Source organism: Propioniciclava soli (genome assembly GCF_038502305.1).
GTDB lineage: Bacteria > Actinomycetota > Actinomycetes > Propionibacteriales > Propionibacteriaceae > Propioniciclava > Propioniciclava soli.
The window spans coordinates 679,834-704,134 of sequence record NZ_CP115965.1; the positions used below are offsets into that span (position 1 = coordinate 679,834).

Annotated in this window: 18 protein-coding genes; 10 read left to right on the forward strand and 8 right to left on the reverse strand. The window is 73.6% G+C overall.

Annotated features, from left to right (window positions below; translation table 11 throughout):
- Nucleotides 1–547: 547 nt before the first annotated feature.
- Nucleotides 548–1,093, reverse strand: a complete 546-nt coding sequence (locus PCC79_RS03060) for an NUDIX hydrolase (RefSeq protein ID WP_342372964.1) — start codon at nt 1,091–1,093, stop codon at nt 548–550.
- A gap of 219 nt (nt 1,094–1,312) precedes the next feature.
- Between PCC79_RS03060 and pulA the strand changes: the two genes are divergently transcribed.
- Nucleotides 1,313–7,045: a pullulanase-type alpha-1,6-glucosidase gene (gene pulA, locus PCC79_RS03065; RefSeq protein ID WP_342372965.1), complete on the forward strand. Its 5,733-nt coding sequence runs from the start codon at nt 1,313–1,315 to the stop codon at nt 7,043–7,045.
- A 109-nt stretch (nt 7,046–7,154) separates the two neighbouring features.
- On the opposite strand, the gene sppA is transcribed toward pulA, so the two are convergent.
- Nucleotides 7,155–8,918, reverse strand: coding sequence for a signal peptide peptidase SppA (sppA, locus tag PCC79_RS03070; protein WP_342372966.1), 1,764 nt, complete (start codon nt 8,916–8,918; stop codon nt 7,155–7,157).
- Between the two features lie 121 nt (nt 8,919–9,039).
- On the opposite strand from sppA, the gene PCC79_RS03075 reads away from it, so the two are divergent.
- Nucleotides 9,040–9,555: a hypothetical protein gene (locus tag PCC79_RS03075; protein WP_232549557.1), complete on the forward strand. Its 516-nt coding sequence runs from the start codon at nt 9,040–9,042 to the stop codon at nt 9,553–9,555.
- Between the two features lie 42 nt (nt 9,556–9,597).
- Nucleotides 9,598–10,092 (forward strand): 2'-5' RNA ligase family protein, encoded by a 495-nt coding sequence (locus tag PCC79_RS03080; RefSeq protein ID WP_332836198.1) that lies wholly within the window; start codon nt 9,598–9,600, stop codon nt 10,090–10,092.
- Between the two features lie 98 nt (nt 10,093–10,190).
- Here PCC79_RS03080 and PCC79_RS03085 read toward each other — a convergent pair whose 3' ends face one another.
- Nucleotides 10,191–11,210: a hypothetical protein gene (locus PCC79_RS03085; RefSeq protein ID WP_342372967.1), complete on the reverse strand. Its 1,020-nt coding sequence runs from the start codon at nt 11,208–11,210 to the stop codon at nt 10,191–10,193.
- 97 nt (nt 11,211–11,307) lie between these two features.
- On the opposite strand from PCC79_RS03085, the gene PCC79_RS03090 reads away from it, so the two are divergent.
- The 4 genes from PCC79_RS03090 (at nt 11,308) to PCC79_RS03105 (ending at nt 15,613) form a co-directional block, all read left to right on the forward strand.
- Nucleotides 11,308–11,823 (forward strand): acyl-CoA thioesterase, encoded by a 516-nt coding sequence (locus PCC79_RS03090; protein WP_342372968.1) that lies wholly within the window; start codon nt 11,308–11,310, stop codon nt 11,821–11,823.
- An 18-nt stretch (nt 11,824–11,841) separates the two neighbouring features.
- Entirely contained in the window at nt 11,842–13,083 is a 1,242-nt protein-coding gene (locus tag PCC79_RS03095) for a glycosyltransferase (protein WP_342372969.1), read from the forward strand.
- Between the two features lie 32 nt (nt 13,084–13,115).
- Nucleotides 13,116–14,033 (forward strand): ribokinase, encoded by a 918-nt coding sequence (locus PCC79_RS03100; protein ID WP_232549562.1) that lies wholly within the window; start codon nt 13,116–13,118, stop codon nt 14,031–14,033.
- Between the two features lie 113 nt (nt 14,034–14,146).
- Complete coding sequence (locus PCC79_RS03105; protein WP_342372970.1) at nt 14,147–15,613, forward strand: sodium:alanine symporter family protein; 1,467 nt, start codon at nt 14,147–14,149, stop codon at nt 15,611–15,613.
- A gap of 26 nt (nt 15,614–15,639) precedes the next feature.
- On the opposite strand, the gene PCC79_RS03110 is transcribed toward PCC79_RS03105, so the two are convergent.
- The 4 genes from PCC79_RS03110 to PCC79_RS03125 form a co-directional block, all read right to left on the reverse strand.
- A complete protein-coding gene (locus tag PCC79_RS03110) occupies nt 15,640–15,930 on the reverse strand; it encodes a hypothetical protein (protein ID WP_342372971.1) in 291 nt (96 codons plus the stop codon).
- 124 nt (nt 15,931–16,054) lie between these two features.
- Nucleotides 16,055–17,620, reverse strand: a complete 1,566-nt coding sequence (gene menD / locus PCC79_RS03115; protein ID WP_342372972.1) for a 2-succinyl-5-enolpyruvyl-6-hydroxy-3-cyclohexene-1-carboxylic-acid synthase — start codon at nt 17,618–17,620, stop codon at nt 16,055–16,057.
- Nucleotides 17,617–18,570, reverse strand: coding sequence for an o-succinylbenzoate synthase (locus tag PCC79_RS03120; RefSeq protein ID WP_342372973.1), 954 nt, complete (start codon nt 18,568–18,570; stop codon nt 17,617–17,619). The genes menD and PCC79_RS03120 overlap by 4 nt, the downstream gene beginning before the upstream one ends.
- Nucleotides 18,567–19,787: a chorismate-binding protein gene (locus tag PCC79_RS03125; RefSeq protein WP_342372974.1), complete on the reverse strand. Its 1,221-nt coding sequence runs from the start codon at nt 19,785–19,787 to the stop codon at nt 18,567–18,569. Before PCC79_RS03125 ends, PCC79_RS03120 begins: the two co-directional genes overlap by 4 nt.
- Before the next feature lie 52 nt (nt 19,788–19,839).
- On the opposite strand from PCC79_RS03125, the gene PCC79_RS03130 reads away from it, so the two are divergent.
- Genes PCC79_RS03130 through PCC79_RS03140 form a run of 3 tightly spaced genes read left to right on the forward strand, consistent with a single transcriptional unit; the run spans nt 19,840 to nt 23,279 of the window.
- Nucleotides 19,840–20,778: a 1,4-dihydroxy-2-naphthoyl-CoA synthase gene (locus PCC79_RS03130; protein ID WP_342372976.1), complete on the forward strand. Its 939-nt coding sequence runs from the start codon at nt 19,840–19,842 to the stop codon at nt 20,776–20,778.
- A gap of 8 nt (nt 20,779–20,786) precedes the next feature.
- The gene (locus tag PCC79_RS03135) at nt 20,787–21,941 is read left to right on the forward strand and encodes an AMP-binding protein (RefSeq protein WP_342372978.1); all 1,155 of its coding nucleotides are present in this window, start codon (nt 20,787–20,789) and stop codon (nt 21,939–21,941) included.
- 48 nt (nt 21,942–21,989) lie between these two features.
- Complete coding sequence (locus PCC79_RS03140; protein ID WP_232549570.1) at nt 21,990–23,279, forward strand: MFS transporter; 1,290 nt, start codon at nt 21,990–21,992, stop codon at nt 23,277–23,279.
- Nucleotides 23,280–23,336: 57 nt separating this feature from the next.
- Here PCC79_RS03140 and PCC79_RS03145 read toward each other — a convergent pair whose 3' ends face one another.
- A complete protein-coding gene (locus PCC79_RS03145) occupies nt 23,337–24,218 on the reverse strand; it encodes a hypothetical protein (protein WP_232549571.1) in 882 nt (293 codons plus the stop codon).
- Nucleotides 24,219–24,301 lie beyond the last annotated feature (83 nt).

Here is a 24,301-nt window from a genome sequence, read left to right on the forward strand (position 1 = left end):
GCCGGCCGCGACCCTGCCGCTGGCGCTGCGTCCCTGCTGTTGGCGCCGCCCCCCTGCCGCTGGCACCGCGACCCTGACGAGAACGCACGACCCTAGTGTTGCAGCGCTGGGGTGGTGGACGGACGGCAGGGCGGCGGCGTTGGGGGCAGGGAGACGGACTTACGGGGCAGGGTGGCGACGCGTCCCTGGCGCTGGAACCGCGACCCTGCCGCTGGCACCGCGACCCTGACGAGAACGCACGACCCTAGCGTTGCAGCGCTGGGGTGGTGGACGGACGGCAGGGCGGCGACGTTGGGGGCAGGGAGACGGACTCACGGGCAGGGTGGCGAGGCGTCTGCCAGGGAAGCGGCGTTAGGGGCAGGGAGGCGGACTTACGGGCAGGGTGGCGAGGCGTCCGCCAGGGGAGGCGGCCTTACCGGCAGGGCCCCTCAGCCGACGCCGCGCCCGCCGCCGCAGCCCACGCCGCACCCCGGCTCCCTACGCGCTGCCGCCCTCAGCCCGCCGCGCTCATTCGGCCCCTCAACCGGCCAGACCCCCAGCTACCTGGTCACGGCCGCGGTCGCCGGGCCGCCCAGTGGGCGAGCTCCCTTGTGTCGGGCCGGAAATCCTCGGGCGGGGCGTCGAGGTAGAACCAGCGCAGATCTCGGGATTCTTCGCTGCGGACGGCCACGGCGTCCGCCGGCGCCCAGGCGACGAAGCGCACGTCGAAGTGGCGGGTGGGCGGGGAGTTCTTGCAGGTGATGGGATGCACCGACAACTGCACCGGCTCGGGGTCGATCACCAACCCCTCGATGCCGGATTCCTCGGTCGCCTCGCGCAGCGCCGCCGCGAGCAGCGAACCGTCCTCGGGCTCGATGTGCCCCCCGAGCTGCACCCAGAGGCCGATGCGCGGATGGAGCGTGAGCAGCATCCGAGTACCGGTCGCGTCCAGCACGATCGTGGACGCCGTGATGTGACCCGGCGTGCAGGTGCGGGCGCAGGCGTCCGGGCGGGCCAGGAGCAACCCGACGTAGGCCTCGCGCAGGGCGGCCTGCTCCCACGTGGGTGGCTCCCAGGTGCGCAGGGTGGCCAGGACGTCGTCGTGGATCGGCATGCGCGCCATCCTTCCACGGCGCCTTCCCCCACGGCGTCCTCCTGCTCCACAGCGGCATTTGGACCCGAGCACATGGCGCCATGGCGCCATTTCCTCGGGTCCAAATGCCGGTCAGGGGTCGCCGTGGGGGATCGTCCTGCGGGTGTTGTGCTCCGGGGCGGCACGGGCCTAGGCTGGGCCTCCGCAGGTTTCACCGGATCCCTCTCCCAGGAGTTCGCAATGTCGCGTCCCCACCGTGTTCTCGCTACGTCGTTGGCCGTCGCGCTGGCCGTCGCCACCGCGTCTGCGGCCCTCCCGACGTTCGCCACCGCGGCGCCCGCCAGCCCGGCGCCCGCAGCCCCCCGAACCGTCACGCTGGTGGGCAACCTGCAGGACGAACTCGGCTGCAGTGAGGACTGGCAGCCCACCTGCGCGGCCACCGCGCTCACCCTGAAGCCCGACACCACCACCACCTACGCCGCGGACTTCGCCGTCCCGGCCGGCACGTGGGAGTACAAGGTGGCGCTCGACGGGGCGTGGGATGAGTCCCACCCGAGCACCAACCTGCCGCTCGTGCTGCAGGGGCCGGCGTCCCTGACGTTCAGCTACGACGACGAGACCCACGCCGTGGGCGTCCGGCCCGCCGAGCTCTCGGGCCCGGCCACGGACGCCGACGCGGCGCTCGCGCTCACCTCGCTGCGCGAGCCCGTGACGCGCGAGCAGTTCTACTTCGTGATGGCCGACCGGTTCGCCAACGGCGACCCCAGCAACGACACCGGCGGCCTGACCGGCGACCGGCTCGCCACCGGGTTCGACCCCACCGACAAGGGTTTCTACCATGGCGGCGACCTCGCCGGCATCAGCGAGCGGCTCGACTACATCGAGGGTCTCGGCACCACGGCCATCTGGCTCACGCCGAGCTTCAAGAACCGCCCGGTGCAGGGCAGCGGCGCGGACGCGAGCGCCGGCTACCACGGCTACTGGATCACCGACTTCACCCAGATCGACCCCCACCTCGGCACCAACGAGGAGATGAAGCAGCTCATCGACGCCGCCCACGCGCGCGGCATGAAGGTCTACTTCGACATCATCACCAACCACACCGCCGACGTCATCGACTACGCCGAGGGCCAGTACAGCTACCTCACCAAGGAGGCCGCGCCGTACACCGACGCCGCCGGCACCGTCTTCGACGACCGCGACTACATCAACCAGCCGTTCCCCGCCCTGGATCCGGCCACCTCGTTCCCGTACACCCCGGTCTTCCGCACCGAGGCGGACGCCGGCGTCAAGGTTCCCGCCTGGCTGAACGACCGCACCCTGTACCACAACCGCGGCGACAGCACGTGGTCGGGGGAGTCCAACACCTACGGCGACTTCGTGGGCCTGGACGACCTGTTCACCGAGCGGCCCGAGGTGGTCGACGGCATGATCGACATCTACTCCACATGGGCCGACTTCGGCATCGACGGGTTCCGCATCGACACCGTCAAGCACGTGAACCTCGAGTTCTGGCAGGAGTTCAGCCCGCGCGTCCTGGCGGCCGCCCGCGAGAACAACGAGGACTTCTTCATGTTCGGCGAGGTGTACGACTCGACGCCGTCCTACCTCTCGGAGTTCACCACCGCCGGCCAGCTGCAGGCAGTCATCGACTTCGGCTTCCAGGCCCGCTCGATCGGGTTCGCGCGCGGCAACGCCACCACCGAGCTGCGTTCGTTCTACGCCGCCGACGACTACTACACCGACCCCGACAGCAACGCCTACCAACTGCCCACGTTCACCGGGAACCACGACATGGGACGCGCCGCGATGATGCTCGCCGGCGCTGGCCACACCGGCGACGACCTCCTGCAGCGCGTCGAGCTCTCCAACGAGCTGATGTTCCTCACCCGCGGTCAGCCGGTGGTCTACTACGGCGACGAGCAGGGCTTCATCGGCTCCGGCGGCGACAAGGACGCCCGCCAGGACATGTTCGCCACCCAGGTCGCCCAGTACGCCGCCGAGCCGGTCGTCGGCGGGCCGTCCGGGGCGCGCGACCGCTACGACACCACCCACCCGCTCTACCGCCAGATCGCCGCGCTCGGTGACCTCACCGAGCGCCACCCGGCGCTGGCCGACGGCGCGCAGATCCACCGGTACGCCTCCAACGACGCCGGCGTGTTCGCGGTCAGCCGCATCGATGCGACCGAGAACGTCGAGTACCTGGTCGTCGCCAACAACGCCCCCACGGCGCAGGACGTGACCCTGGCCACCTACTCCCCGCGCATGATGTTCCGCGGCATCTACGGCACCAACGGTCGGCTCTTCAGCGACGCGGACGCCCGCGTCCACGTCACCGTCCCCCCACTGTCCGCCGTGGTCTATCGCGCCGCACGCGCCCTGGCCCCGCGCCAGGAGGCACCGGCCGTGGCCCTCACCACCCCGTCCGCCGGGGCTGTCGTGGGCGGCCGGGCCGAGGTCGCGGCGTCCGTGCCCGAGAACGCGTTCGTCCAGGTCACCTTCGCCCAGCGGCCCGTCGGCACCACCGACTGGACGGTGCTGGGCACCGACGACAACGCGCCCTACCGCGTCTTCCACGACGTGAGCACCCTCCCGCAGGGCACGCTCGTGGAGTACCGCGCGGTGCTGCGCGACCACGCGGGCAACGTGTCGGCGTCCTCGACCTACGGCATCGTCGGTGAAGCCACCACGCCCGGCGGCGACGGGGGCCCCGGCCCGGTCGGCCCCGTCGAGCAGCCCGGCGCCGTCTCGGTGCCCGGCAGCCACAACGCCGCGATGGGCTGCGCCGGCGACTGGCAGCCGGCGTGCGCCGAGGCCCAGCTCGCCCTCGACGCGAAGGACTCGGTGTGGAAGCGCACCTACGACGCCGGCACCCTCCCGGCCGGCGACCACGAGTACAAGGCGGCCATCGACAACGGCTGGGATGAGAACTACGGCGCAGGCGGCGTCCCCAGCGGCGCGAACATCACCTACACCGCCGACGGCGGGCCGGTGACCTTCTATTACGAACACGCCCGCCACTACGCCACCTCGGACGCCGAGGGCCCGATCATCACCGCGCCCGGCTCCCTGCAGAGCGAGCTGGGCTGCCCGGGTGACTGGGACCCGAGCTGCATGCTGCCCTGGCTGATCGACCCCGACGCCGACGGCACGTACACCTTCGCCACCACCGCGCTGCCCGCGGGGAACTACGAGGTGAAGGTCGCGCACGGCCTGTCGTGGGATGAGGACTACGGGGCCGGCGGCGAGCCGGGCGGGGCCAACATCGGCTTCTCCGTGCCCTCGGCCGGGCTGCTGGTGACGTTCAGCTACGACCTCGCGTCCCACGTCCTCACCGTGACCAGCGCGGAGGCGGGCGTCGCGCCCGACCTCACGTCAGCCAAGGCGCACTGGCTCACGCGGGATCTCATCGCGTGGCCGGCCGACGGGATCGCCGACCCGGCGCGCATGAGCTGGCGGATGCACTGGTCGCGCACCGGCGGGCTCGCCATCGACGCCGAGGACATCACGGGCGGACGCTCCGCCCTCCTCACCCTCGACCCGGCCGGCCTGCCGGCGTCGGTGCTCGAGAGCCACCCGCACCTGGCGGGTTACCTCGCGCTGCGCCTCGACCCGCGTGCGGCTCGGCAGGCCGCGGAGCTGCTGCGCGGGCAGGTCGCCGTCGGCATGTACGACGACCTCGGACGCCTGCGCGACGCCTCGGGCGTCCAGATCCCCGGCGTGCTCGACGCCCTCTACGCGGCGCCCGCGCAGCGAACCCGGCTGGGTGTCGCGTTCACCGGGCGCACCCCGCGGCTGACCGTGTGGGCGCCCACCGCGCAGCAGGTCACCCTGCTGACGTGGCCGGCCGGGGGTGACGGCGACCCGGTGCGCGTCCGCATGTGGCGCTCGGGTGACGGCACGTGGAGCGTCCGCGGCGCGGCCGACTGGGTGGGCCGGGAGTACGTCTACGAGGTGTCGGTGTTCGTGCCGGCGACCGGTGCGGTCGAGACCAACCTCGTCACCGACCCCTACGCCGTGGGCCTCACGCTGAACAGCCAGCGGTCGGTCGTCGTTGATCTGCGCGACCAGCGGTGGCAGCCCGAGCAGTGGCGCACGGCGTCTGCCCCGGCGCTGCGCGACGAGGTGGACCAGACGATCTACGAGCTGCACGTGCGCGACTTCTCGATGGCCGACCCGGACGTGCCGGACGAGCTCCGGGGCTCCTACCTGGCGTTTGCCGAGAACGGCTATGGGCGGCGTCACCTGGAGGCGTTGGCGGACGCCGGCCTGAACACCGTGCACCTGCTGCCGACGTTCGACATCGCGTCCATCGAGGAGGATCCGGCGCGGCAGACGACGCCAGACTGCGACCTGGCGTCGTTCGCGCCCGACAGCTCGGAGCAGCAGCGGTGCGTGACCGCGCAGGCGGACACGGACGCCTTCAACTGGGGCTACGACCCCTGGCACTTCATGACGCCGGAGGGGTCGTACGCCTCCACGGCCGCCGCGGCGGACGGCGGCAACCGCGTCGCGGAGTTCCGGACGATGGTGGGTGCGCTGCACGACTCCGGGCTCCGGGTGGTGCTCGACCAGGTGTTCAATCACACCGCCGAGTCGGGTCAGGGGGCCAAGAGCGTCTTCGACCGCATCGTGCCGGGCTACTACCACCGACTCAACGCGATGGGGCAGGTCGAGACCTCGACGTGCTGCCAGAACGTGGCGACCGAGCACGCCATGGCGCAGAAGCTGATGGTGGACGCCGTGGTGCTGTGGGCGCGCGACTACAAGGTCGACGGGTTCCGGTTCGACCTCATGGGGCATCACTCGCAGGCCAACATGGCGGCGGTGCGCGCGGCGCTGGACGCCCTCACCCCGGCCCGCGACGGGGTGGACGGCCGCGCCGTCACGCTCTACGGGGAGGGGTGGAACTTCGGCGAGGTCGCCGATGATGCCCGCTTCCCGCAGGCCCGGCAGGGGGCGCTCGATGGCACGTCGATCGCCACGTTCAACGACCGGCTGCGCGACGGCGTCCGGGGCGGCGGGCCGTTCGACGACGACCCGCGCACCGACCTGGGGTTCGCCTCGGGTGGGTCGAGCGCCAACGACACCGATCTGGTGCAGATCGGGCTCGCGGGCAACCTGCGCGAGTTCGGCCTGCGCAGCCAGGAGACCGGCGAGCTGACCACCGGGGCGGGCATCTCGTACAACGGTGACCCCGCCGGGTACGCGAGCGACCCGGACGAGATCGTCAACTACGTCGACGCCCACGACAACGAGACGCTGTTCGACATGCTCACCTACAAGCTGCCGGCCGACACCCCGATGGCCGAGCGCGTCCGGCTGAACAACGTGGCGCTGGCGACGACGTCGCTCTCGCAGTCGGTGAGTTTCTGGCACGCGGGCACGGATCTGCTGCGCTCCAAGAGCCTCGACCGCGACTCCTACAACAGCGGCGACTGGTTCAACCGGCTCGACTTCACGATGACCGACAACGGGTTCGGGCGTGGGTTGCCCCCGGAGGGTGCCAACGGGGGGAAGTGGGCGATCATGCGTCCGCTGCTCGCCGATCCGTCGCTGAAGCCGACCCCGGCCGACATCCAGACCAGCGCGGCGATGGCGGAGGACCTGCTGCGGCTGCGGTTCTCGACGGACCTGTTCCGGCTCGGTGATGCGGACCTGGTCGAGCAGAAGGTGTCGTTCCCCGTCTCGGGCACCGATGCCGGCGACCCGCAGGTGATCGTGATGCGCATCGACGACACGGTTGGCGTCGACGTCGATCCGCGGCTGCGGAACGTGGTCGTGGTGTTCAACGCGAGCGGCGCGGCGATCGAGCAGCCTGTGCCCGGGCTGGCGGGCGCGTCGCTGCGGCTCTCCGACGTGCAGGCCAACGGCGCGGACCCGGTGGTGCAGACCGCGACGTGGGACGCGGCGTCCGCCACCGCCCACGTCCCGGCCCACACCGTGGCCGTGTTCGTGCAGCAGCAGAGCTGACGCGGGCCAAGTCGCGTTTGGACCCGAGGAAATGGCGCCATGGCGCCATTTCCTCGGGTCCAAATGCCGCTCAAGGGGTACCGAGGGGGCCGAGGGGTGCGGGGCAGGGTCAGGGGAGCACGCCGGGCAGGCTCATCGGCGGCAGGCTGAGCACGCCCGGCACGGCGAGACCGCGGCCCAGCGGCGTGCCGGTGAGCTGGCCCAGGAACAGGCGCCACAGCCGGGGGCCCTCGGCGGCCGGTGCGAGCGCCATGGCCGCGGCCACGGATTCTGAGCTCTCGGGCGGCTGGAACGCCGCCAGCGGGTGCGGGCGGGGGTAGGTCATCACCGGCACGGTCGTGCCGGAGCGGCCGAGCAGGCTGCACACCTCGTCGATGGCGTCCCCGAGGCCGCCGAGCCGGTCGGCCAGGCCGCGCTCGGCGGCGTCCGCCCCCGACCAGACGCGGCCCCGGGCGACGGCGCGCAGGTCCTCGACGGCCATGCCGCGGTCGTGGGCCGCCTTGGCGGTGAAGTCGTCGTAGACGCGGTCGAGCCAGGCGTCCAGGATCGCCCACTCGTCGTCGTCGAACGGCCGGTCGGAGGAGAGGATCGCCGCGCGGGGCGAGCCGGCGATCAACGCATGGTTGACACCCACCTTGGCGAGCGCGTCGCGCACCACGAACTTGCCCGCCAGCACGCCGATCGAGCCCGTGAGCGTGCCCGGCGCCGCGACGATGCGCTCGCAGCCCATGGCCAAGTAGTAGCCGCCGGACGCCGCGACCGACGCCATGGACGCCACGACCGGCTTGCCCGAGGCCCGGAGCTGCAGGATGTCGCGACGCAGCGCGTCCGACGCCACGGCCGAGCCGCCGGGGCTGTCGATGCGCAGCACCACACCGGCGACGTGGTCGTCCTGCGCCGCCGCCCGCAGGACGGCACCGAGGGTGTCCGAGCCGATGCTCCGCTGGTTGGGCGAGGTGGACGCGTGGCCGATCTCGATGGCGCCGATGGCCTCGATCACGGCGATGCCCGGCTTGACCGACGGTGTGGGCAGCTGCGCCGCCAGCGCGTGGAACCGGCTCACGCCGTGGCGCTCCACGTAACGCAGCGTCGGCTCGGCGGCCGAGACGCGCGTCCGCAGCGCCGCATAGGCCTCGTCGCGGTAGCCCACGTGGTCGATGAGGCCGCGGGCGACCGCGTCCTCGGGGGTGAGCGGCGCGTCGGCCAGGGCGCGGCGCACCTCCTCGGCGGGCACGTCCCGGTCGGCCGCCACGTCGGCGACCAGCCGCTCGGTGAGTGAGTCGACCAGGCGGCCGAGCATCTCGGCGTTCGGCTCGGTCAAGCCGGTGCGGGTGAAGCGGTCGGCCGCGGTCTTGTACTCATACCGCTGCCCGAACTCCGGCTGCACGCCCAGCTTGTCGAACGCGCCGCGCAGAAACACCTGGCTCACGGTGAACCCCACCAGCCCCAGCCCGGAGGACGGCTGCAGCCAGATCTCGTCGAACGCTGCGGCGAGGTGGTAGCCGACGTTGCCCTCGCCCAGCTCGCCGAACGTGGGGCTGAACGCGAGCGTCGGCTTGCCGCTGCGCGCGAAGGACGTCACGGCCGCGCGCAACTCGTCGGACTGCGCGAACGTGAGCCCACCGCCGGGAAGGACGCCGACCAGTCCGACCACCGTGGCGTCGGTCTCGGCCTTGCGGAGGTGTTCGACCAGCGTGCGGAGCTGCGGCGTCCGCAGCCCGCGGATCGCGTCGATCGGGTTGTTCGGGGCGGCCTCCGCGACGCCGCGGCCGAGATCGAGCTCCAGGATCACCTGTTCCCCGGGGCCGCCCGGAATCTGGTCGGCCAGGGGCAAACGGGAGAGCAGCGCGTGCACGGCGGAGGGCAGCTTCATGGGGCCCAGCGTACGCGTGCCCCCGCCGGCCGGCAGGCCCGGGAGGCCCCCATCTCGACCGTCGCGCCGCGGGTGACAAGGGTCGATGTTAGGTTGGAGTGACATCGACCCAGGAGGACCCGTGCCCGTTCCCGACAGCATCGACCGCTTCGTCCTGCAGCGCTACCTCTCCGATCACCTCACCGGCGCCACGGCCGGCCTGGGACGCTTCCAGCGGATGGCCAAGGCGTATGGCGACAGCGAGATCGGCGCGGAGATCACCCAGCTCGCCGAGGAAATCCAGGAGGATCACGACCACGCGCAGCAGCTCATCGGGCGGCTGGGGCTGAACCAGCCGCGGATCATGCGTGCGCTCGCCGGCGCGGCCGAGGTGGTCGGACGCCTCAAGCCCAACGGACGCGGCCCCTTCGCCTCGCCGATGACGCCGCTCCTGGAGTTGGAACTGCTCCGCGGCGCGGTGAACGCCAAGCAGGGGCTGTGGGAGACGCTGGAGCACTATGCCGATGAGCTGGGGCTCGATCCCGCCGAGTACCGGCGCCGCGTCCACAACGCCGAGGACCAGTTCTCCCGGCTCAAGGAGCTGCACGCCCGCCTCGTGCCGGACGCCCTACGCCCGGGCCAGGCCGGGGTGCTCTGAGCGGTTCGGGCGCGCGCGGTGCGCGGCCACGGGGTGTTGTTGGTGCCGGTTCCCGCGTTGGAGCCGTGGGTGGCGTGGCGCACGGCCCAGTACGACGCCGCCTGGGTGTCCGACGATCCGGCCTTCGCCCACGCGCACGTGACGGTGTTGGCTCCCTTCCCCGTCGACCGGACGGACGTGGCGGCCCGCGTAGCCCGGGGCGTCCCCCCGTTCTCCTACCGCCTGGCTCGGATCGGCGTCTTCCCCGACGGCGTGATCCACGCCGTACCTGAGCCGGCGGACGGCTTCCGTGCCCTGACGGACGCCTGCCGCGCGGCTCTCCCCGACGTGGCGCCGTACTGGGGCCGCGTCCCGGACCCCACCCCGCACGTGACGCTCGACCGCGTGGGCGAGGGGGTCTCCGCCGCCTCGACGCGGGCACTGCTGGGCGCCGCTCTGCCCGCATCCTGCCGCGCCGACAGCCTGGTGCTGACCTGGTGGGAGGCCGGCGCCTGCCGCGTCCTGGAGCGCTTCGAACTGGGTCGGTGGGCCCACTGACGTTGCCCCGGGCCTCACTGTCTGTGAGGCGCGGTCGAGGGAACAGCGACCGGCCCCGAAATCGGTAGATCTCGGGGCCGGTGGGGGAGCGCTTCGGGTCATGACAGCGCGACGAACACCTCGTCGGTGAACAGGCCCGGGGTCACGCGCAAGCTACCGGCATCGCCTTCTGGGATCAGGAAGACCAGGTTTCCGGTCACGGTCGCTCCTTCGTAGAGCTCATTGCTGTCCACCGCGTCCGGCGCGACAGCCGGGTTGTCCCAGGAACCGATGACGTTGCCGCTGGCGGTCACGTACTCGACCGTGACCATCATCGGGGTCTGTGCCTCCGCGGCGACGCGCGTGATGGTCACGTTCGCCAGCGCGTACGTTTCTCCCGCCGGCGGCTCCACGTTGAACTCGTTCTCGGCCAGGACCTGGTCGGTCGCCGCGGCGTCGAACGAGTTCACCACGACGCTCCACTCGTCGTACGCGATGGCGGTACCCAGCGGGTAGGGGTTCTCGCGCGTGCCTTCGTCGCTGGACTGGGCGGCCGCCTCCGTGGTGGTCGTGCCCGCCTCGGAGGTGGCGGCCGGAGGCGCAGCAGTGACGGCGCCCCCGCTCGCCTCGGTGAACGCGTTGCTGATGGCAACGAGTGTCGCGAGCGCGCCGGCGATCGTGCCCACGATGGACACGATGAGCGCGATGATGGCGAGCACCTTCTTCTGGTCGCGCAGGAAGAAGGTCACAATCGCGAGGATGAAGGCGATGGGCAGCAGGATCCACCCGATCACCATGGCACCGGGGACGAGGGCGAAGATGAACCCCGCGATGGCAATGACCAAGGCGATGAGCCCGAGCGTGCCCTTGCGGGCCGGCCCCGGTGCTGCGGCAGCCCCGCCAGGCCCGGGGGGATAAGTGCCGGGCTGGAATCCGCCCTGGGGGTGCTGATAATTCTGCGCTGGCGGCTGGTTGTACGGCTGGTCGGGGGGCGGTGGCGTCTGGTTGGTCATGGGGTTCTCTCTGTGGTTCGGGCTGGCCGTCATGCTTCGGCAGCGGCAGAATACGGCTGGCGGCGAGGGTGTGGCCGAAGGCGGAGTGGCTTCGGTTGGCAATGATGCGAAATCGTTATCGTTCACTTTCTATTTCAGCAATACGGTGATTGAGTGCGCGCGAGCATGCCTGGTGGGGGAGGCCGCTCCGCTTCCGTGGGGCGTCCGGAACTAGGCTGACCGGGTGAACCTGTACGGGCGCCTGCTGATGCTCCTCCTCCGGTGGCGGCGCCGCGCGCCCGTGGGGTTGTGGGACGCGGTGGTGACGCGGTTCCGCGTGGTCCCGACCGATCTGGACCTCATGGCCCACATGAACAACGGCAAGTACCTGACGCTCATGGATCTGGGCCGCATGGACCTGATGCTCCGCTCCGGGTTCTGGGGCACGGTGCGCGCCCAAGGGTGGTACCCGGTGGTCGCGGGGCAGACGATCACCTACCGGCGTTCGCTGCGGCTGGGGCAGCGGTTCGAGCTGCACACCAAAGTGCTCGGTTTCGACGAGCGGTGGATCTTCGTCGAGCAGACGTTCCGCCGGGGTGAGGTCGTGCATGCCCACGCCGTGGTGCGGGCCCGGTTCCTGAAGGAGTCGGGCGGGTCGGTCGAGCACGACGAACTGTTCGCGCTGGTCGGGGACCGGCCGGCCCTCGACCTCCCAGCCTGGCTGGTCGACTGGACCGAGTCGACCAAGATCCCCGGCTGAGCCGGGAGAGCTGTCTGCATGGGAGTCGTTCTGCTGGCGCTGGGGTCGCGTGGCGACGTGCAGCCCATGGCGGTGCTCGCCGGGGCCCTCCACCGCCGCGGAATCGACGCCCGCGTGGTGGCCCTCGCGGAGTACGCCGATCTGGTCGCCGACCACGGGGCCGGCTTCGTGCCCGTGCCGGGCCGGCTCGCGGACGCCCTCACGCGCACCCCCGCCGCCGAGTGGCTGGCCCGGACGCCGGCCGGGCAGGCCCGCCTGCTGCAGCAGTGGGTCGCGCGGCTGGCCGAGGGCCTGACCTCGGCGACGCTCGCCACGGTGCGACGCGACGATCTCGTGCTGACCGGCGTGCTCACCCGAGGCCTGGCCCAGGCGCTCACCGAGGCCCACGGCGTCCGCATGGCCACGGTGGTGTTCACGGCCCAACCGCCGACCCTGCAGCGGGAGAGTCACTTCTTCCACCGCTGGTTCACCGGGTGGACGCCGTATGACCGTGCGGGCGTCCGGCTGAGCTGGCTGCTCTCGACCAACGTGGGTCAGGCCGTCACCCGAACGGTGCGTCGGCGTCTGGGCCTGCCGGGGCGCGACGTGCTCCGCGAGACGCGGGCCGCGGACGCCCACCCCACCCTCGTCGCGGCCAGCCCGGTGCTGGTGCCACCCGCCCCTGACTGGCCAGGCGGCGTCCACCAGACCGGGTGGCTCGCCCCGGGGCCGTCCGCCACCGAGTTGGACGCCGACCTCACCGCGTTCCTGGACGCCGGTCGACCCGTGTTCGTCGGCTACGGGTCGTTCAGCGACTTCGCCGGCGAACGCGACCTCGGCCTCGTGGTCGCCGCGGCGGAGGCCAGCGGTGTGCGCGTGGTGACGCCGGCGATCCCGGGGGTGTCCGCCGGCAGCATCTCCCCCCAGGTGTTCGCCACCGGCCCCGTCCCCCACGACCGGCTCCTGAACCGCATGGCTGGCGTCGTCCACCACGGTGGGGCGGGCACCACCCACGCCGGCCTTGCGTCCGGGCGGCCCAGCGTGGCCGTCCCCTTCGGCGTCGACCAGCCCTACCACGCGTGGCGGTTGCACCGGCTCGGCGTCGGCCCCGCGCCCGTCCCCATCCACCGCCTGACCGCCGCACGTCTGGCGCGCCTCCTGGACGCCCTCACCTTTGGCGCGTACGATGCCCGGGCCGCCGAGGTCGGTGGCAGGCTGCGTGCTGAGGACGGTGTGACCGCGACGGTCACGCTGCTGCAGCGGCGGGGTCTGCTGCACTGACCAGGCCTGCTGGACTGACAGGGGAGGGTGCGATGCCACGCAGCGTGGTGGTCGTGGGCTCGGCGAACGCGGACCTCGTCCTCGAGGTCGGGCGCCGGCCGGCCGCGGGGGAGACCGTGCTGGGCTCGGACGTCGTCACGACCCCGGGCGGCAAGGGCGCGAACCAGGCGGCCGCGGCGGGTCGCGCCGGGGCGGACGCGACCCTGGTGGGGTGTGTCGGCACGGACGCCTCCGGCGACCTGCTGGTCGGCTCGCTGGAGGGCGCCGGCGTCCGCACCGACGCGCTGCGCCGGGTGGACGCTCCCACCGGCACCGCCGTCATCGTGGTGACCCCCGACGGGGAGAACGCGATCATCGTCGCGCCCGGCGCGAACCGGCAGGTCACGCCGGCGCTGGTCGCCGATCTCGCGGACGTGTGGCGCGGCGCCACGGTGGTCGTCCTCCAACTGGAGATTCCGCTCGAGACCGTCGCCCACGTCGCGTCGGCGGCGTCGGCGGCCGGCGCCCGGGTGGTCGTGAACCTCGCCCCGGCGGCGGACGTCGCCCCCGAGGTGCTGGCGGCGGCCGACCCGCTGGTGGTCAACGAGTCGGAGGCCGCCTTCCTGCTCGGCACGACCCCGGGCGCCCTCGCCACGGATCTCGACGCCGCCATCGCCGACCTCCTGGCCCGCGGCCCGCGCAGCGTCGTGGTGACGCTGGGTGCCGCCGGGGCGTGGGTGGCCGAACGGGACGGCCGCCCCCAGCACGTACCCGCCCTGGCGTGCACGGCCGTCGACACGACGGGGGCGGGGGACGGCTTCGTTGGGGCGATGGCCGCCCGGCTCGCGGCCGGTGACTCCCTGGCGGACGCCGCGCGGGTGGGGGCGCGCTTCGCCGGGCTGGCCGTGCAGCGGAAGGGTGCCCAGGCCTCGTACCCGACGCCCGAGGAACTGCACGCCCCGCGCCGCTGAGCAGCGCGGTCCCACGCAGCGGGCGCCTTCGCGCGGCCGTAACACGACTGTGGCAGCGTTCCTCCGTCGGCTCCGCCACCCCCGTGCGGAACCCTGTGTGAAAGGAATCGCCCATGGAGGCGTTGCAGTCGTTCCTGAACGAGGTCAGTGGGTTCATCTGGGGGCCGTTCTTCCTGATCCCGTTGCTGTTGGGCACCGGGCTGTGGCTGACGATCCGCCTGGGCGGCCTGCAGTTCCGCAAGCTGTTCTCGGCCCTGCGGCTCGCCCTGATCGACCGGCGGGACGCGGGCACCGATGCCCGCGACGGCGACATCTCCCAGTACCAGGCCCTCACGACCGCGCTGGCCGCCACCGTGGGCACCGGCAACATCGTCGGCGTCGCCACCGCCCTGTCCCTGGGCGGCCCGGGGGCCCTGTTCTGGATGTGGGTGACCGGTCTGCTGGGCATGGCCAGCAAGTACGCCGAGGCGTTCCTCGCCGTGCGGTTCCGCCACCGCGACGTCTCCGGTGAGATCTCCGGTGGCCCGCAGTACTACCTCAAGGACGCCGTGGGTGGAAAGTTCGGGACGTTCCTGGCCACTTTCTTCTCCATCGCCGCCATCATCGCCACGTTCGGCATCGGCAACGGCACCCAGGCGAACTCGATCGCCGGGAACGTCGAGAACAGCTTCGGCGTCCCGACGTGGATCACCGGCGTCGTGCTCGTCGTCATCACCCTCGCCGTGCTCGTCGGCGGCATCAAGTCCATCGGCAAGGTGACTGCCGCGTTCGTGCCGTTCATGATCGTGATCTACGTCGGTGCGGCCCTGGTGATTCTCGGCATGAACGTCGCGGCCATTCCGGCGGCCTTCGCGCAGGTGTTCGGCGACGCGTTCACCGGCAGCGCCGCGACCGGCGGCTTCGTCGGCTCGGCGATCATGCTGGCCGTCCAGATGGGTGTGGCGCGCGGCATCTTCTCCAATGAGTCCGGCATGGGATCGGCGGCCATCGCTGCGGCCGCCGCGCAGACCACCCATCCGACGCGCCAGGGCCTGGTCTCGATGACGCAGACGTTCATCGACACCCTCATCGTCGTCACGATGACCGGTCTCGTCCTCATCATCACGGGCACGTGGACGGGCGGCAGCGCCAACGCCTCGACGCTGACGTCCCAGGCCTTCGACGCGGGGCTCGGCGTCGGCTGGGGCCACTACATCGTCACGATCTCCCTGGTGATGTTCGCCTACTCGACCATCCTCGGCTGGTGCTACTACGGCGAGCGGAACGTCGAGAAGCTCATCGGGCGGGCGTTCGTCATGCCCTACCGGATCGTGTTCTCGTTGGCGGTGTTCCTCGGCGCCACGCTGTCGCTGGACCTGGTGTGGACGTTCTCCGACATCGCCAACGGCTTGATGGCCACCCCGAACCTCATCGGCCTGCTGCTCCTCTCCGGGCTCATCGCCCGCGAGACGAAGTACTACCTCGACAACGACCCGCACCTGCGCGCCGATCGGGAGCAGGTCGACACGTTCATGGCCGGCCGCCCGGGCGCGATCGATGCCCACTGGGACGACATCAAGCACGACGCCGGGCACCGCTGAGCCGCCCGGCCCGGGGGGGGCGGCGGTCAGTCCTGCGGCGCGGGCCGCACCGCGATGACGAGCGCCCACACCGCCTGCACGAGCAGCATCCCGACGGCGAACCAGCCGATCGGACCGCCCGCGACCGCCACCCGGCAGTCGCCGTGGTAGCAGGTGCCGCTGTTCAGGACGGCCACGGTGACCGCGGCGGCGAGGGCGGCCAGCGCGAGCAGGACCCACCCCCAACTCACCCGCGCCTGCGCCGGGCGGATTCCCCGCGGGGGCTGCGGACGCCCCATCGGCAGGTCGGTCGGGCGGCGGAGCGAGGTGGTGGTCACGGTGGCCTCCTGGGCGCTGGGGGTGGATCGGACACGACACCGGTGAATCTAGGCCCGCCCCCGGGGCGGCCGCGTCCGCCATCGGCAGCGACCTGCTGCGACGCAGGGATGAGCCGGGCGACGCTCAGGCCAGACCCACGTCGAGCACGGTGCGACCGCGGACGGGCTCAGCCAGCCGATCGGCCATGGCGGCCACGGTGATCCGGGACGCCGCCGCCCCGCACGCCCGCGCCGCGGCCACCACGTCGAAGCCCTGCGGGGTCGTGAAGAACCGCCGGAACAGTTCAGGCTCGGCCGCCCCGTGCTCCAGGCCGGCGAAGATGCTGCCGCCGTGGTCGTTGAGCACGACGACCTGCAGGTCGGCCTCGGGCTCGGTGTCACCCCGCACCAGCCCGCCCACGTCGTGCTGGAACGACAGGTCACCCAGCACGAGCCGCACGGGCTCACCCAGCCCGGCCGCCAGGCCGTGCGCCGTGGAGACCAGCCCGTCGATGCCGGCCAAACCGCGGTTGGCGGCGACCCGGGTGGCCCGCTGCGCACCCGGGACGCACCGGTCGAACGCGCGCACCGTGGTCGACGAGCCCAGCACGAGCCAACCCGGCGCGTCCCACAGCGCGCGGGCGGCGCGCTCCCTCGGGCCGGGTACGAAGGCGCGGGCGGTGGCGGCGTCCGCCTCCTGCCATTCCTGAAGCCAGACCGTGTCGGACGGGGTCGGCGGGCTCACCTCGAGGGCGGGGGTCACCACGGCGGCGGTGCCGGCCACGTCGGTCCAGCGGGCGGTGGGGGAGACGACGACGATCTCGACGTCGCGGCGCGCCAGCAGGGCCGACACCGGCCGGCTCAGCGTGGGGTGGCCGAACACCACGATGCGCTCGGCGCGGGCGGCCCGGCCGTCGGCGGTGGCGTCCGCGAGCACCGAAACCGGGTGGGTCAGGGCACCGGGCAGCCGGGCGCCCGACGACGGTTCGGCGAGCAGCGGCCAGCCGGCCGCGACGGCCAGCCGGGCGGCGTCCGGGCCGGCACCGTCACCGGCCACGGCGAGCGTGCGGCGCCCGGCGGGCAGCGCCGGTTCGGGGGCGGACGCGACCGGCGCGACCACGGCCAGGGGTGGTGGCGGATCGCCGGGCGCCCATGGCCCCGGCGGCACGAGGGGTTCGGCGAAGCCCACGTTGACGTGCACCGGGCCGGGGTCGCGCGTCAGCGTGCCCAGCGCCGCGGCCTCCGCGCGGGCGGCCAGGCCCCGAACGGCCGCCGGATCGGTGCCGGCGGGCAACTCGACGGCCGCCCGGGTGGCCGCACCGAACAGGCCGGTCTGGGTGGTGGTCTGGTTGGCCCCGGTGCCGCGCCAGGCGTGGGGCCGGTCGGCCGAGAGCACGAGCAGAGCGACGCCGCCGTGCGCGGCCTCCAGGACGGCGGGGTGCAGGTTGGCGACCGCGGTGCCGGAGGTGACCACGACGGCGACCGGACGCGGCGTCCCCCGCAGGGCGGCCGCCTTCGCCAGACCCAGCGCGTAGAACCCCGCCGTCCGCTCGTCGGCCCGCACGTGGGCGCGCAGCCAGCCGGCGGCCTCGGCGTCCGCCACGGCATAGGCGAGGGGGGCCGAGCGCGAGCCGGGGCAGACCACGACGTCGCGCAGCCCGGCGGCCACGAGCCCGGCGACCAGGGCCCGGGCCAGGTCGGTCGCGCTCACTGCAGCACCGCCGCGAGGTCGATGCCGGCCAGCCGCGCGACGCGCCCCAACCGCTCGTGCCACCGGGCGGTGAGGGCCGGGTCGGCCGGGGGAATGCGGTCGGGCGTCACGCGCACGATGGGCAGGTACCCGTCGGTGGGCAGCAGCGGCTCCGACGTGACGGGCGTGGCGAACAGCTGCACGGTGGCCAGGCCGGAGGCCAGCCCAATGCCCGGCAGCGCGGCGGCCAGCGCGACACCCGCAGCGATGCCGACCGAGCTCTCCAGCGCCGAGGAGACCACGACGGGAATCCCGATGTCGTGGGCCAGCCGCAGGCACGCGCGGACGCCGCCGAGCGGCTGCACCTTGAGCACCACCACGTCCGCGGCGTCCAGCCGTTTGACCTCGTACGGGTCCGCCGCGCGTCGGATGGACTCGTCGGCGGCCAACGGGACCCCCACGGCGCGCCGCAGCCGAGCGAGGTCGGCCACGGCCGCGACCGGTTGCTCCGCGTACTGCAGGCCGCGCGCGGCCCGGTCGAGGGCGGGGAGCGCACGCTTGGCGTCGTCCAGCGACCAGGCGGCGTTGGCGTCCACCCGCAGGTGGCCGGCGGGGCCCAGGGCGTCACGGACGGCCGCCACCCGATCGAGGTCGTCGGCGAGGCTCTGGCCGGCCTGGGCCACCTTCACCTTCGCAGTGCCGCAGCCGGAGCGGGCGACGATACCCCGGGCCGTCGCGGCGTCCACCGCCGGCACGGTGACGTTGACGGCCACCCGGTCGCGCAGCGGGTCGGGGAAGGCCTGCGTCGCCGCCTCGACCGCCGCGCGCAGCCAGGGCACGCAGGTGGCGTCGTCGTACTCCCAGAACGGCGAGAACTCACCCCAGCCCGCCGGCCCGCGCAGCAGGACGCCGTCGCGCGATGTCAGCCCGCGGAACGGCAGGGTCAGCGCGGTGGAGTAGACGGCGATCACGGCCGCGCCACCGGGGAGAGGGCCTCGTACATCGGCAGGAACTTCTGCGCGGTCTCGGCGAGCTCGGCGCTGGGCGAGGACGCCGCCACTACGCCACCGCCGGCGAAGAGGCGCACCGAGCGGCCGTCCGGGGCGACCTGCCCGCAGCGCAGGGCGAGCGCGAACTCACCGTCGCCCGCGGCGTCCACCCAGCCGACCGGGCCGGCGTAGCGGCCCCGGTCGAAGCCCTCCAGCTCGGCGAGCAGGGCGGCCGCCACGTCGGTCGGTGCCCCGCAGACCGCCGCGGTCGGGTGCACCAGCCCGGCCAGCTCGAGCACGCCCAGGGTGCTGCCCGGGTGCAGGGTTCCGGACACGTCGGTGGCCAGGTGCCAGATGCGCGGTTGGCGCAGGACGGCCGGCCCGGCGGCGGTCACGTCGGCCACCTGCGCCAGCGGGTCCACCACGGAGCGGGCGGCGAAGGCGTGCTCGGCGCGGTCCTTGGGTGAGGCCGCCAGCGCCGCGGCGGCCGCGGCGTCGGCGTCCGGATCGCCCGTGACGGGGGCCGACCCGGCCAGCACCCGCGAGCGGACGCGGCCCTCGTGCAGCGCGACGAGCAGCTCCGGGCTCGCGCCGACCAGGCCGTCGACGTGAAACGTCCAGGCCTCGGGGTTCGCCTCCTGCAGCCGGGCCACGACGGCGGGCACGTCCACGGGGTCGGGGGCGACCGCCTCGAGGTCGCGGGCGAGCACGACCTTGGCCACCTCGCCGCCGCTGATGCGGCGCACCGCCTCGGCCACCGCGCGCCGGTAGGCCTCGCGCGAGAGCTGGCCCGGCCGCACGTCGAGCTCCTCGAACTCCGCGGGCGCCGAGGGTTCGGGGAGGACGTCCTCGGCGGTGGTCAGCACGCCGCCGGCCCACCGGCCGACCACCTCCGGAACGATCAGGGTGGACGCCTCGGCGGACTCGGCGGCGAAGGTGAGGGTGACGAAGGCGACCAGCTCGTGCGGGTCGGCGTCCGCCGCGGCGGCGAAGCGTCGGAACTCCCGGGCGAGGGTGGCGAACCGATCAGGCCCGGCGGCGGTGGCGCGGAACCGTTCGCCCCAGCCGAGCAGCGCCGTGAGATCGTCTCCCGCGCCGGTGGCCCAGACCAGCGGGACGCCGCGCCGCACGGACGTGGCGAACGGCTCGCGGCGGCGGGCGCGCGCCGGCCGCGTCGATCCCGTTCGCCCCGTGGTCACGAGGGTGAAGGTTACCCGGCGCCGTGCAGGGGCGCGGCTAGGGTGGTCCACCATGGAGAACCCGTTCGATCCGTCCCGTTGGCGTGCCGTCGAGGGCTTCGACTTCACCGACATCACCTACCACCGCGCCGTCAACGCCGCGGGGGAGGATCTGGGCTGCGTCCGGGTCGCGTTCGACCGGCCCGAGGTGCGCAACGCGTTCCGCCCGCACACCGTCGACGAGCTCTACCGCGCCCTCGACCACGCCCGCATGACCAACGGGGTGGGCACCGTGTTGCTGACCGGCAACGGGCCCTCACCCAAGGACGGCGGCTGGGCGTTCTGCTCCGGCGGGGACCAGCGGATCCGGGGCCGCGACGGCTACCGCTACGAGGCCGACGGGGCGGACGCCCGCGCGGCGGCCGAGCAGCGCCGCGAGCAGATCGACCCCGCCCGCGCCGGACGGCTCCACATCCTGGAGGTCCAGCGGCTGATCCGCACCATGCCGAAGGTCGTCATCGCGGTGGTGTCGGGCTGGGCCGCGGGTGGGGGGCACTCGCTCAACGTGGTGTGCGACCTCTCGATCGCGTCGCGGCAGCACGCGCGCTTCATGCAGACCGACGCCAACGTCGGCTCCTTCGACGCCGGCTACGGCTCGACGCTGCTGGCCCGGCAGGCCGGCGACAAGCGCGCCCGCGAGATCTTCTTCCTGGCCCGGGAGTACTCCGCGGCGGACGCCGAGCGCTGGGGCATCGTCAACGAGGTCGCCGACCACGCCGAGATCGAGGAGCTCGCCCTGGAGTACGCGCGGATCATCGCCACCAAGTCGCCCCAGGCCCTGCGCATGCTGAAGTTCGCCTTCAACCTGGCCGACGACGGCCTGGCCGGGCAGCAGGTGTTCGCCGGGGAGGCGACGCGGCTGGCCTACATGACCGACGAGGCCGTCGAGGGCCGCGACGCCTTCCTGGAACGTCGCGACCCCGACTGGTCCGCCTTCCCGCACCACTTCTGAGCGCCGCGATGAGGGGTCTGCGCTGGGGACGCGGCGGCGTCGACGCCGACGCCGTGCGCGGCTTGTACCGTCAGCTCGAGGACTGGCGGGGCGACGTGCTGCTCATGGCGCCGACCCGCGCCGAGTTCGAGGCGTCCGCCGCCCGGATCGACGGGGAGCTGGCCGGTGTGGACGTCGTGCTGCGCACCTCGGGCTCCACCGACGGCACCGGGCGGCTCGTGGGGCTCTCGCGGGCCGCGCTCACCGCGTCCGCGCGGGCCACGATCGACCGGCTGGGAGGTGTTGGCCGGGGGGTGGGCGGGCAGTGGGTGACGTCGCTGCCGGTGCACGCGGTCGCCGGGTTCCAGGTGGTGCTGCGCAGCGTGCTGGCCGGTCATGAGCCGGTCGTGTGCCCCGAGCTGCGGGCCGCCCCGCTGGCCGCGGCGGTCGCGCGCCTGACTCGCGGGGTGCCGCACCACCTCTCCCTGGTGCCGACCCAGCTGCACCGGCTGCTCGCCGAGGCGCCCGACCTCGTGGCGGGCTTCGACGCCGTGCTCGTCGGCGGCGCCGCGCTGGCCCCCGACCTGGCCGACCGCGCCCGCCGCGCCGGCGTGCGCGTGGTCACCACCTACGGCATGACGGAAACCTCCGGCGGCTGCGTCTATGACGGCGTGCCGCTGCCGGGCGTGCGGGTGCGCACCGAGGGGGGCCGCGTCCACGTCGCCGGTCCGGTGCTCGCGACCGGTTACCTCGACGCGGGCGACCGATCGGCCTCCTCGGCAGCACCGTTCCGCACGGACGCCGAGGGCGTCCGCTGGCTCGTCACGGGAGACCGGGGGAGCTGGGACGGCGAACGCCTGGTGGTGCGGGGCCGGGCCGACGATGTCATCATCTCCGGCGGCGTGAACGTGGATCCCCACGTCGTCGAGACGGCCCTGGCCCGCGCGGGGGGAGCCTGGGTCGTCGTCGGCGTCCCGGACGCGGAGTGGGGTCAGCGGGTGGTGGCCGTCACCACGGGCGACGCCGACCTCGCTCGGGCGCGGGCCGCCACCGCACACCTGGCCCCGGCTGAGCGGCCCAAGGCGGTGCTGCGCACCGACGCCTGGCCGCTGCGCCCCTCCGGCAAGGTCGACACCCGCGCCGTGCGGGCGTGGGCGCAGCAGGCCGAGCGTGCTCGGGCGTAGCCTGAGACGCGGCCCCGCCCCCGCGGCGCGGAGGGCGCCGGACGGCCCGTGACGAGGGAGGACGCCATCGCGACGCAGCGCACCGATCGGACGCGGCGCCGCGCCCTGGTCGCCGGAACGGTCGGCAACCTCGTGGAGTGGTTCGACTGGTCGGTCTACGCCTTCTTCGCACCCTATGTCGCCGACTCGTTCTTCGCGGGGGAGGATCGGGCGACCCGCCTGCTCGCCGCCTTCGCCGTGTTCGCGGTTGGCTTCTTCTTCCGTCCGCTCGGGGCGGCCGTGCTGGGCTCGTACGCCGACCGCCACGGCCGCCGGGCGGGGATGACCCTGGCCATCGCCATCATGGCCGGCGCGAGCGGGCTCATCGCGGTGCTGCCCACGCCGGCGACGCTCGGCGTCGCCGCGCCCGTGCTGCTCACGCTGGCCCGGTGCGCCCAGGGCTTCTCCGCGGGCGGGGAGTTCGGCACGTCCTCGGCCTTCCTCGTCGAGAACGCGCCGGCCGGACGCCGCGCCTGGGCCGGCTCGTGGCAGCAGGTGTCGGTCGGGGCCGGCACGCTGCTCGCCTCCGCCCTCGCCGCGGCGATGTTCGCCACGCTGCCGGAGAACTTCCTGATGGCCTGGGGATGGCGCATCGCGTTCGGCGTCGGCGCGGTGCTCGGTCTGCTGGGGCTCTGGCTGCGCGTCAGCGTGCCGGACACCGAGGCGTTCGCCCAAGTGCGCGCGAGCGGGCAGGTGGAGCGGCGCCCGCTGACCGCGGTGCTCCGCGAGCACCCCCGCGCCGCCCTGCGTGTCGTTGGGCTCGTGGCGGCCGGCACGGCGTTGGTGCAGTTCTGGTTCGTCTCGCTGCCCTCGATCATGACGCTGCACACCGGCGTTCCGGTCGCCGCCGCCCAGCTCGCCGCGGCCCTCGGCCTGGCGCTGTTCACGGTGCTGCAGCCGTTCTCCGGTGCCCTGTCCGACCGCATCGGACGCCGACCGATGCTGCTGTTCTTCGCGCTCGGCTCGGCGGCGACGTTCGTGCCGCTGACGGGCCTCATCGGCACGTCCGCGGCGAGCGTGGCGCTCGCCGCGTCCCTCAGCGCGGTGTTCCTCGCCGCCTACGCGGGTTCGCTCGCCGCGGTGATGGCCGAGCAGTTCCCGCCGCAGGTGCGCACCGCGGGCATCTCCCTGCCCTACGGCGTGGCGGTCGCGGTGTTCGGCGGGCTCGCGCCGGTGCTGGCGACGGCCATGGTGATCGCCGGCACGTTCTGGGTGTTCCAGGCCGTCGTGATCGCGCTGTGCCTGATCTCGGCCGTTGTCTTCTGGCGCATGCCCGATACCCGCGACGCCACCCTGTGACCCTCCCGCCCGGGTGAACCGCCCGCGGGGGCCGTGGCGTGCAGGACGCCGCGCGGGTCAGGCCCGCTCGTAGGCCTCGCGTGCGGCTCGGGCCGCCCGGTGCACGCCGGAGCGCTCGGCGAGAAAGCCCCCGGCCGCACCCACGACGGGCAGGTTGCTGAGGGCGCGGGCGAACAGTCCGCCGCGCTGCCGCTCGCCGAGGGAGGAACGCAGCCGGTACAACCGGCCGGCGACGTCGCGGACGAGCCCGGCCGTCGCGCCGATTCGGCCCACGACGCCGCGCCGCGCCGCCTCCTCGCGCTCCGCGCCCTCCCCACCGTCCGCCGCGTCGGCGTCGATGTCTCCCGCCAGGACGGCGTCGATCTCCTCCGGCGTCGCCTCGGCACCGAGGGCCACCTGCGCGGCCACCCGGATCTGTTCGCGCTCCGAGGCGCCCAGCTCCTTGCCCACCGCGCAGGCCATGATGATCTGGCCGGCGGCACCGATGGCGTCCACGACCCCCAGCGCCGAACCGATGCGACCCGTCGCGCTCGGCACCGCCGCGGCACTGGCCGCCGCGATCGAGAGCCGCGTGCGCCACCAGGCGATGCGCTTGTCGGCCGAGAGCTTGCTCCAGCCGCGGGCCGCCGGGTGCGTCCGTCCGGTCACCAGCCGGGCTCCGAACCGCGCCGCGCCCAGCCCGAGCCGTGCCGCGCCCACGACGGTGCCGACGGCCGCTCCCACCGCTCCGCGCAGCAGGCCGCCCTTCTTCGCCGCGTCGTCGCCGTTCGTCGTCGCGTCATCGGCGGCCTCGCCCGCTGTGTCGGTGACTTGGTCGCCGTCCTCGGCGAGATCGGCGTCGTCGGGAACCGGCTCGTCGCTGCGCACCAGGGCGTCGTAGAGGCGGTTGAACTCGCGGGTGGCGAAGGCCACCGTCTGGATCACCGTTGCATTGCTCACGCGCGCTCCTGTGGTGGGACGGGGGTCGGGCGGGTCGAGCTCCCACCCTAGTGGGGCCTGCGGCGGGGACGCCAGCGGCGCGG

Excerpts from the sequence above, each read along its gene's own strand:
- PCC79_RS03060 (WP_342372964.1), bottom strand. The coding sequence starts at position 1,093 with ATGCCGATCCACGACGACGTCCTGGCCACCCTGCGCACCTGGGAGCCA.
- pulA (WP_342372965.1), top strand. The coding sequence starts at position 1,313 with ATGTCGCGTCCCCACCGTGTTCTCGCTACGTCGTTGGCCGTCGCGCTG.
- sppA (WP_342372966.1), bottom strand. The coding sequence starts at position 8,918 with ATGAAGCTGCCCTCCGCCGTGCACGCGCTGCTCTCCCGTTTGCCCCTG.
- PCC79_RS03095 (WP_342372969.1), top strand. The coding sequence starts at position 11,842 with ATGGGAGTCGTTCTGCTGGCGCTGGGGTCGCGTGGCGACGTGCAGCCC.
- PCC79_RS03100 (WP_232549562.1), top strand. The coding sequence starts at position 13,116 with ATGCCACGCAGCGTGGTGGTCGTGGGCTCGGCGAACGCGGACCTCGTC.
- PCC79_RS03105 (WP_342372970.1), top strand. The coding sequence starts at position 14,147 with ATGGAGGCGTTGCAGTCGTTCCTGAACGAGGTCAGTGGGTTCATCTGG.
- PCC79_RS03130 (WP_342372976.1), top strand. The coding sequence starts at position 19,840 with ATGGAGAACCCGTTCGATCCGTCCCGTTGGCGTGCCGTCGAGGGCTTC.
- PCC79_RS03135 (WP_342372978.1), top strand. The coding sequence starts at position 20,787 with ATGAGGGGTCTGCGCTGGGGACGCGGCGGCGTCGACGCCGACGCCGTG.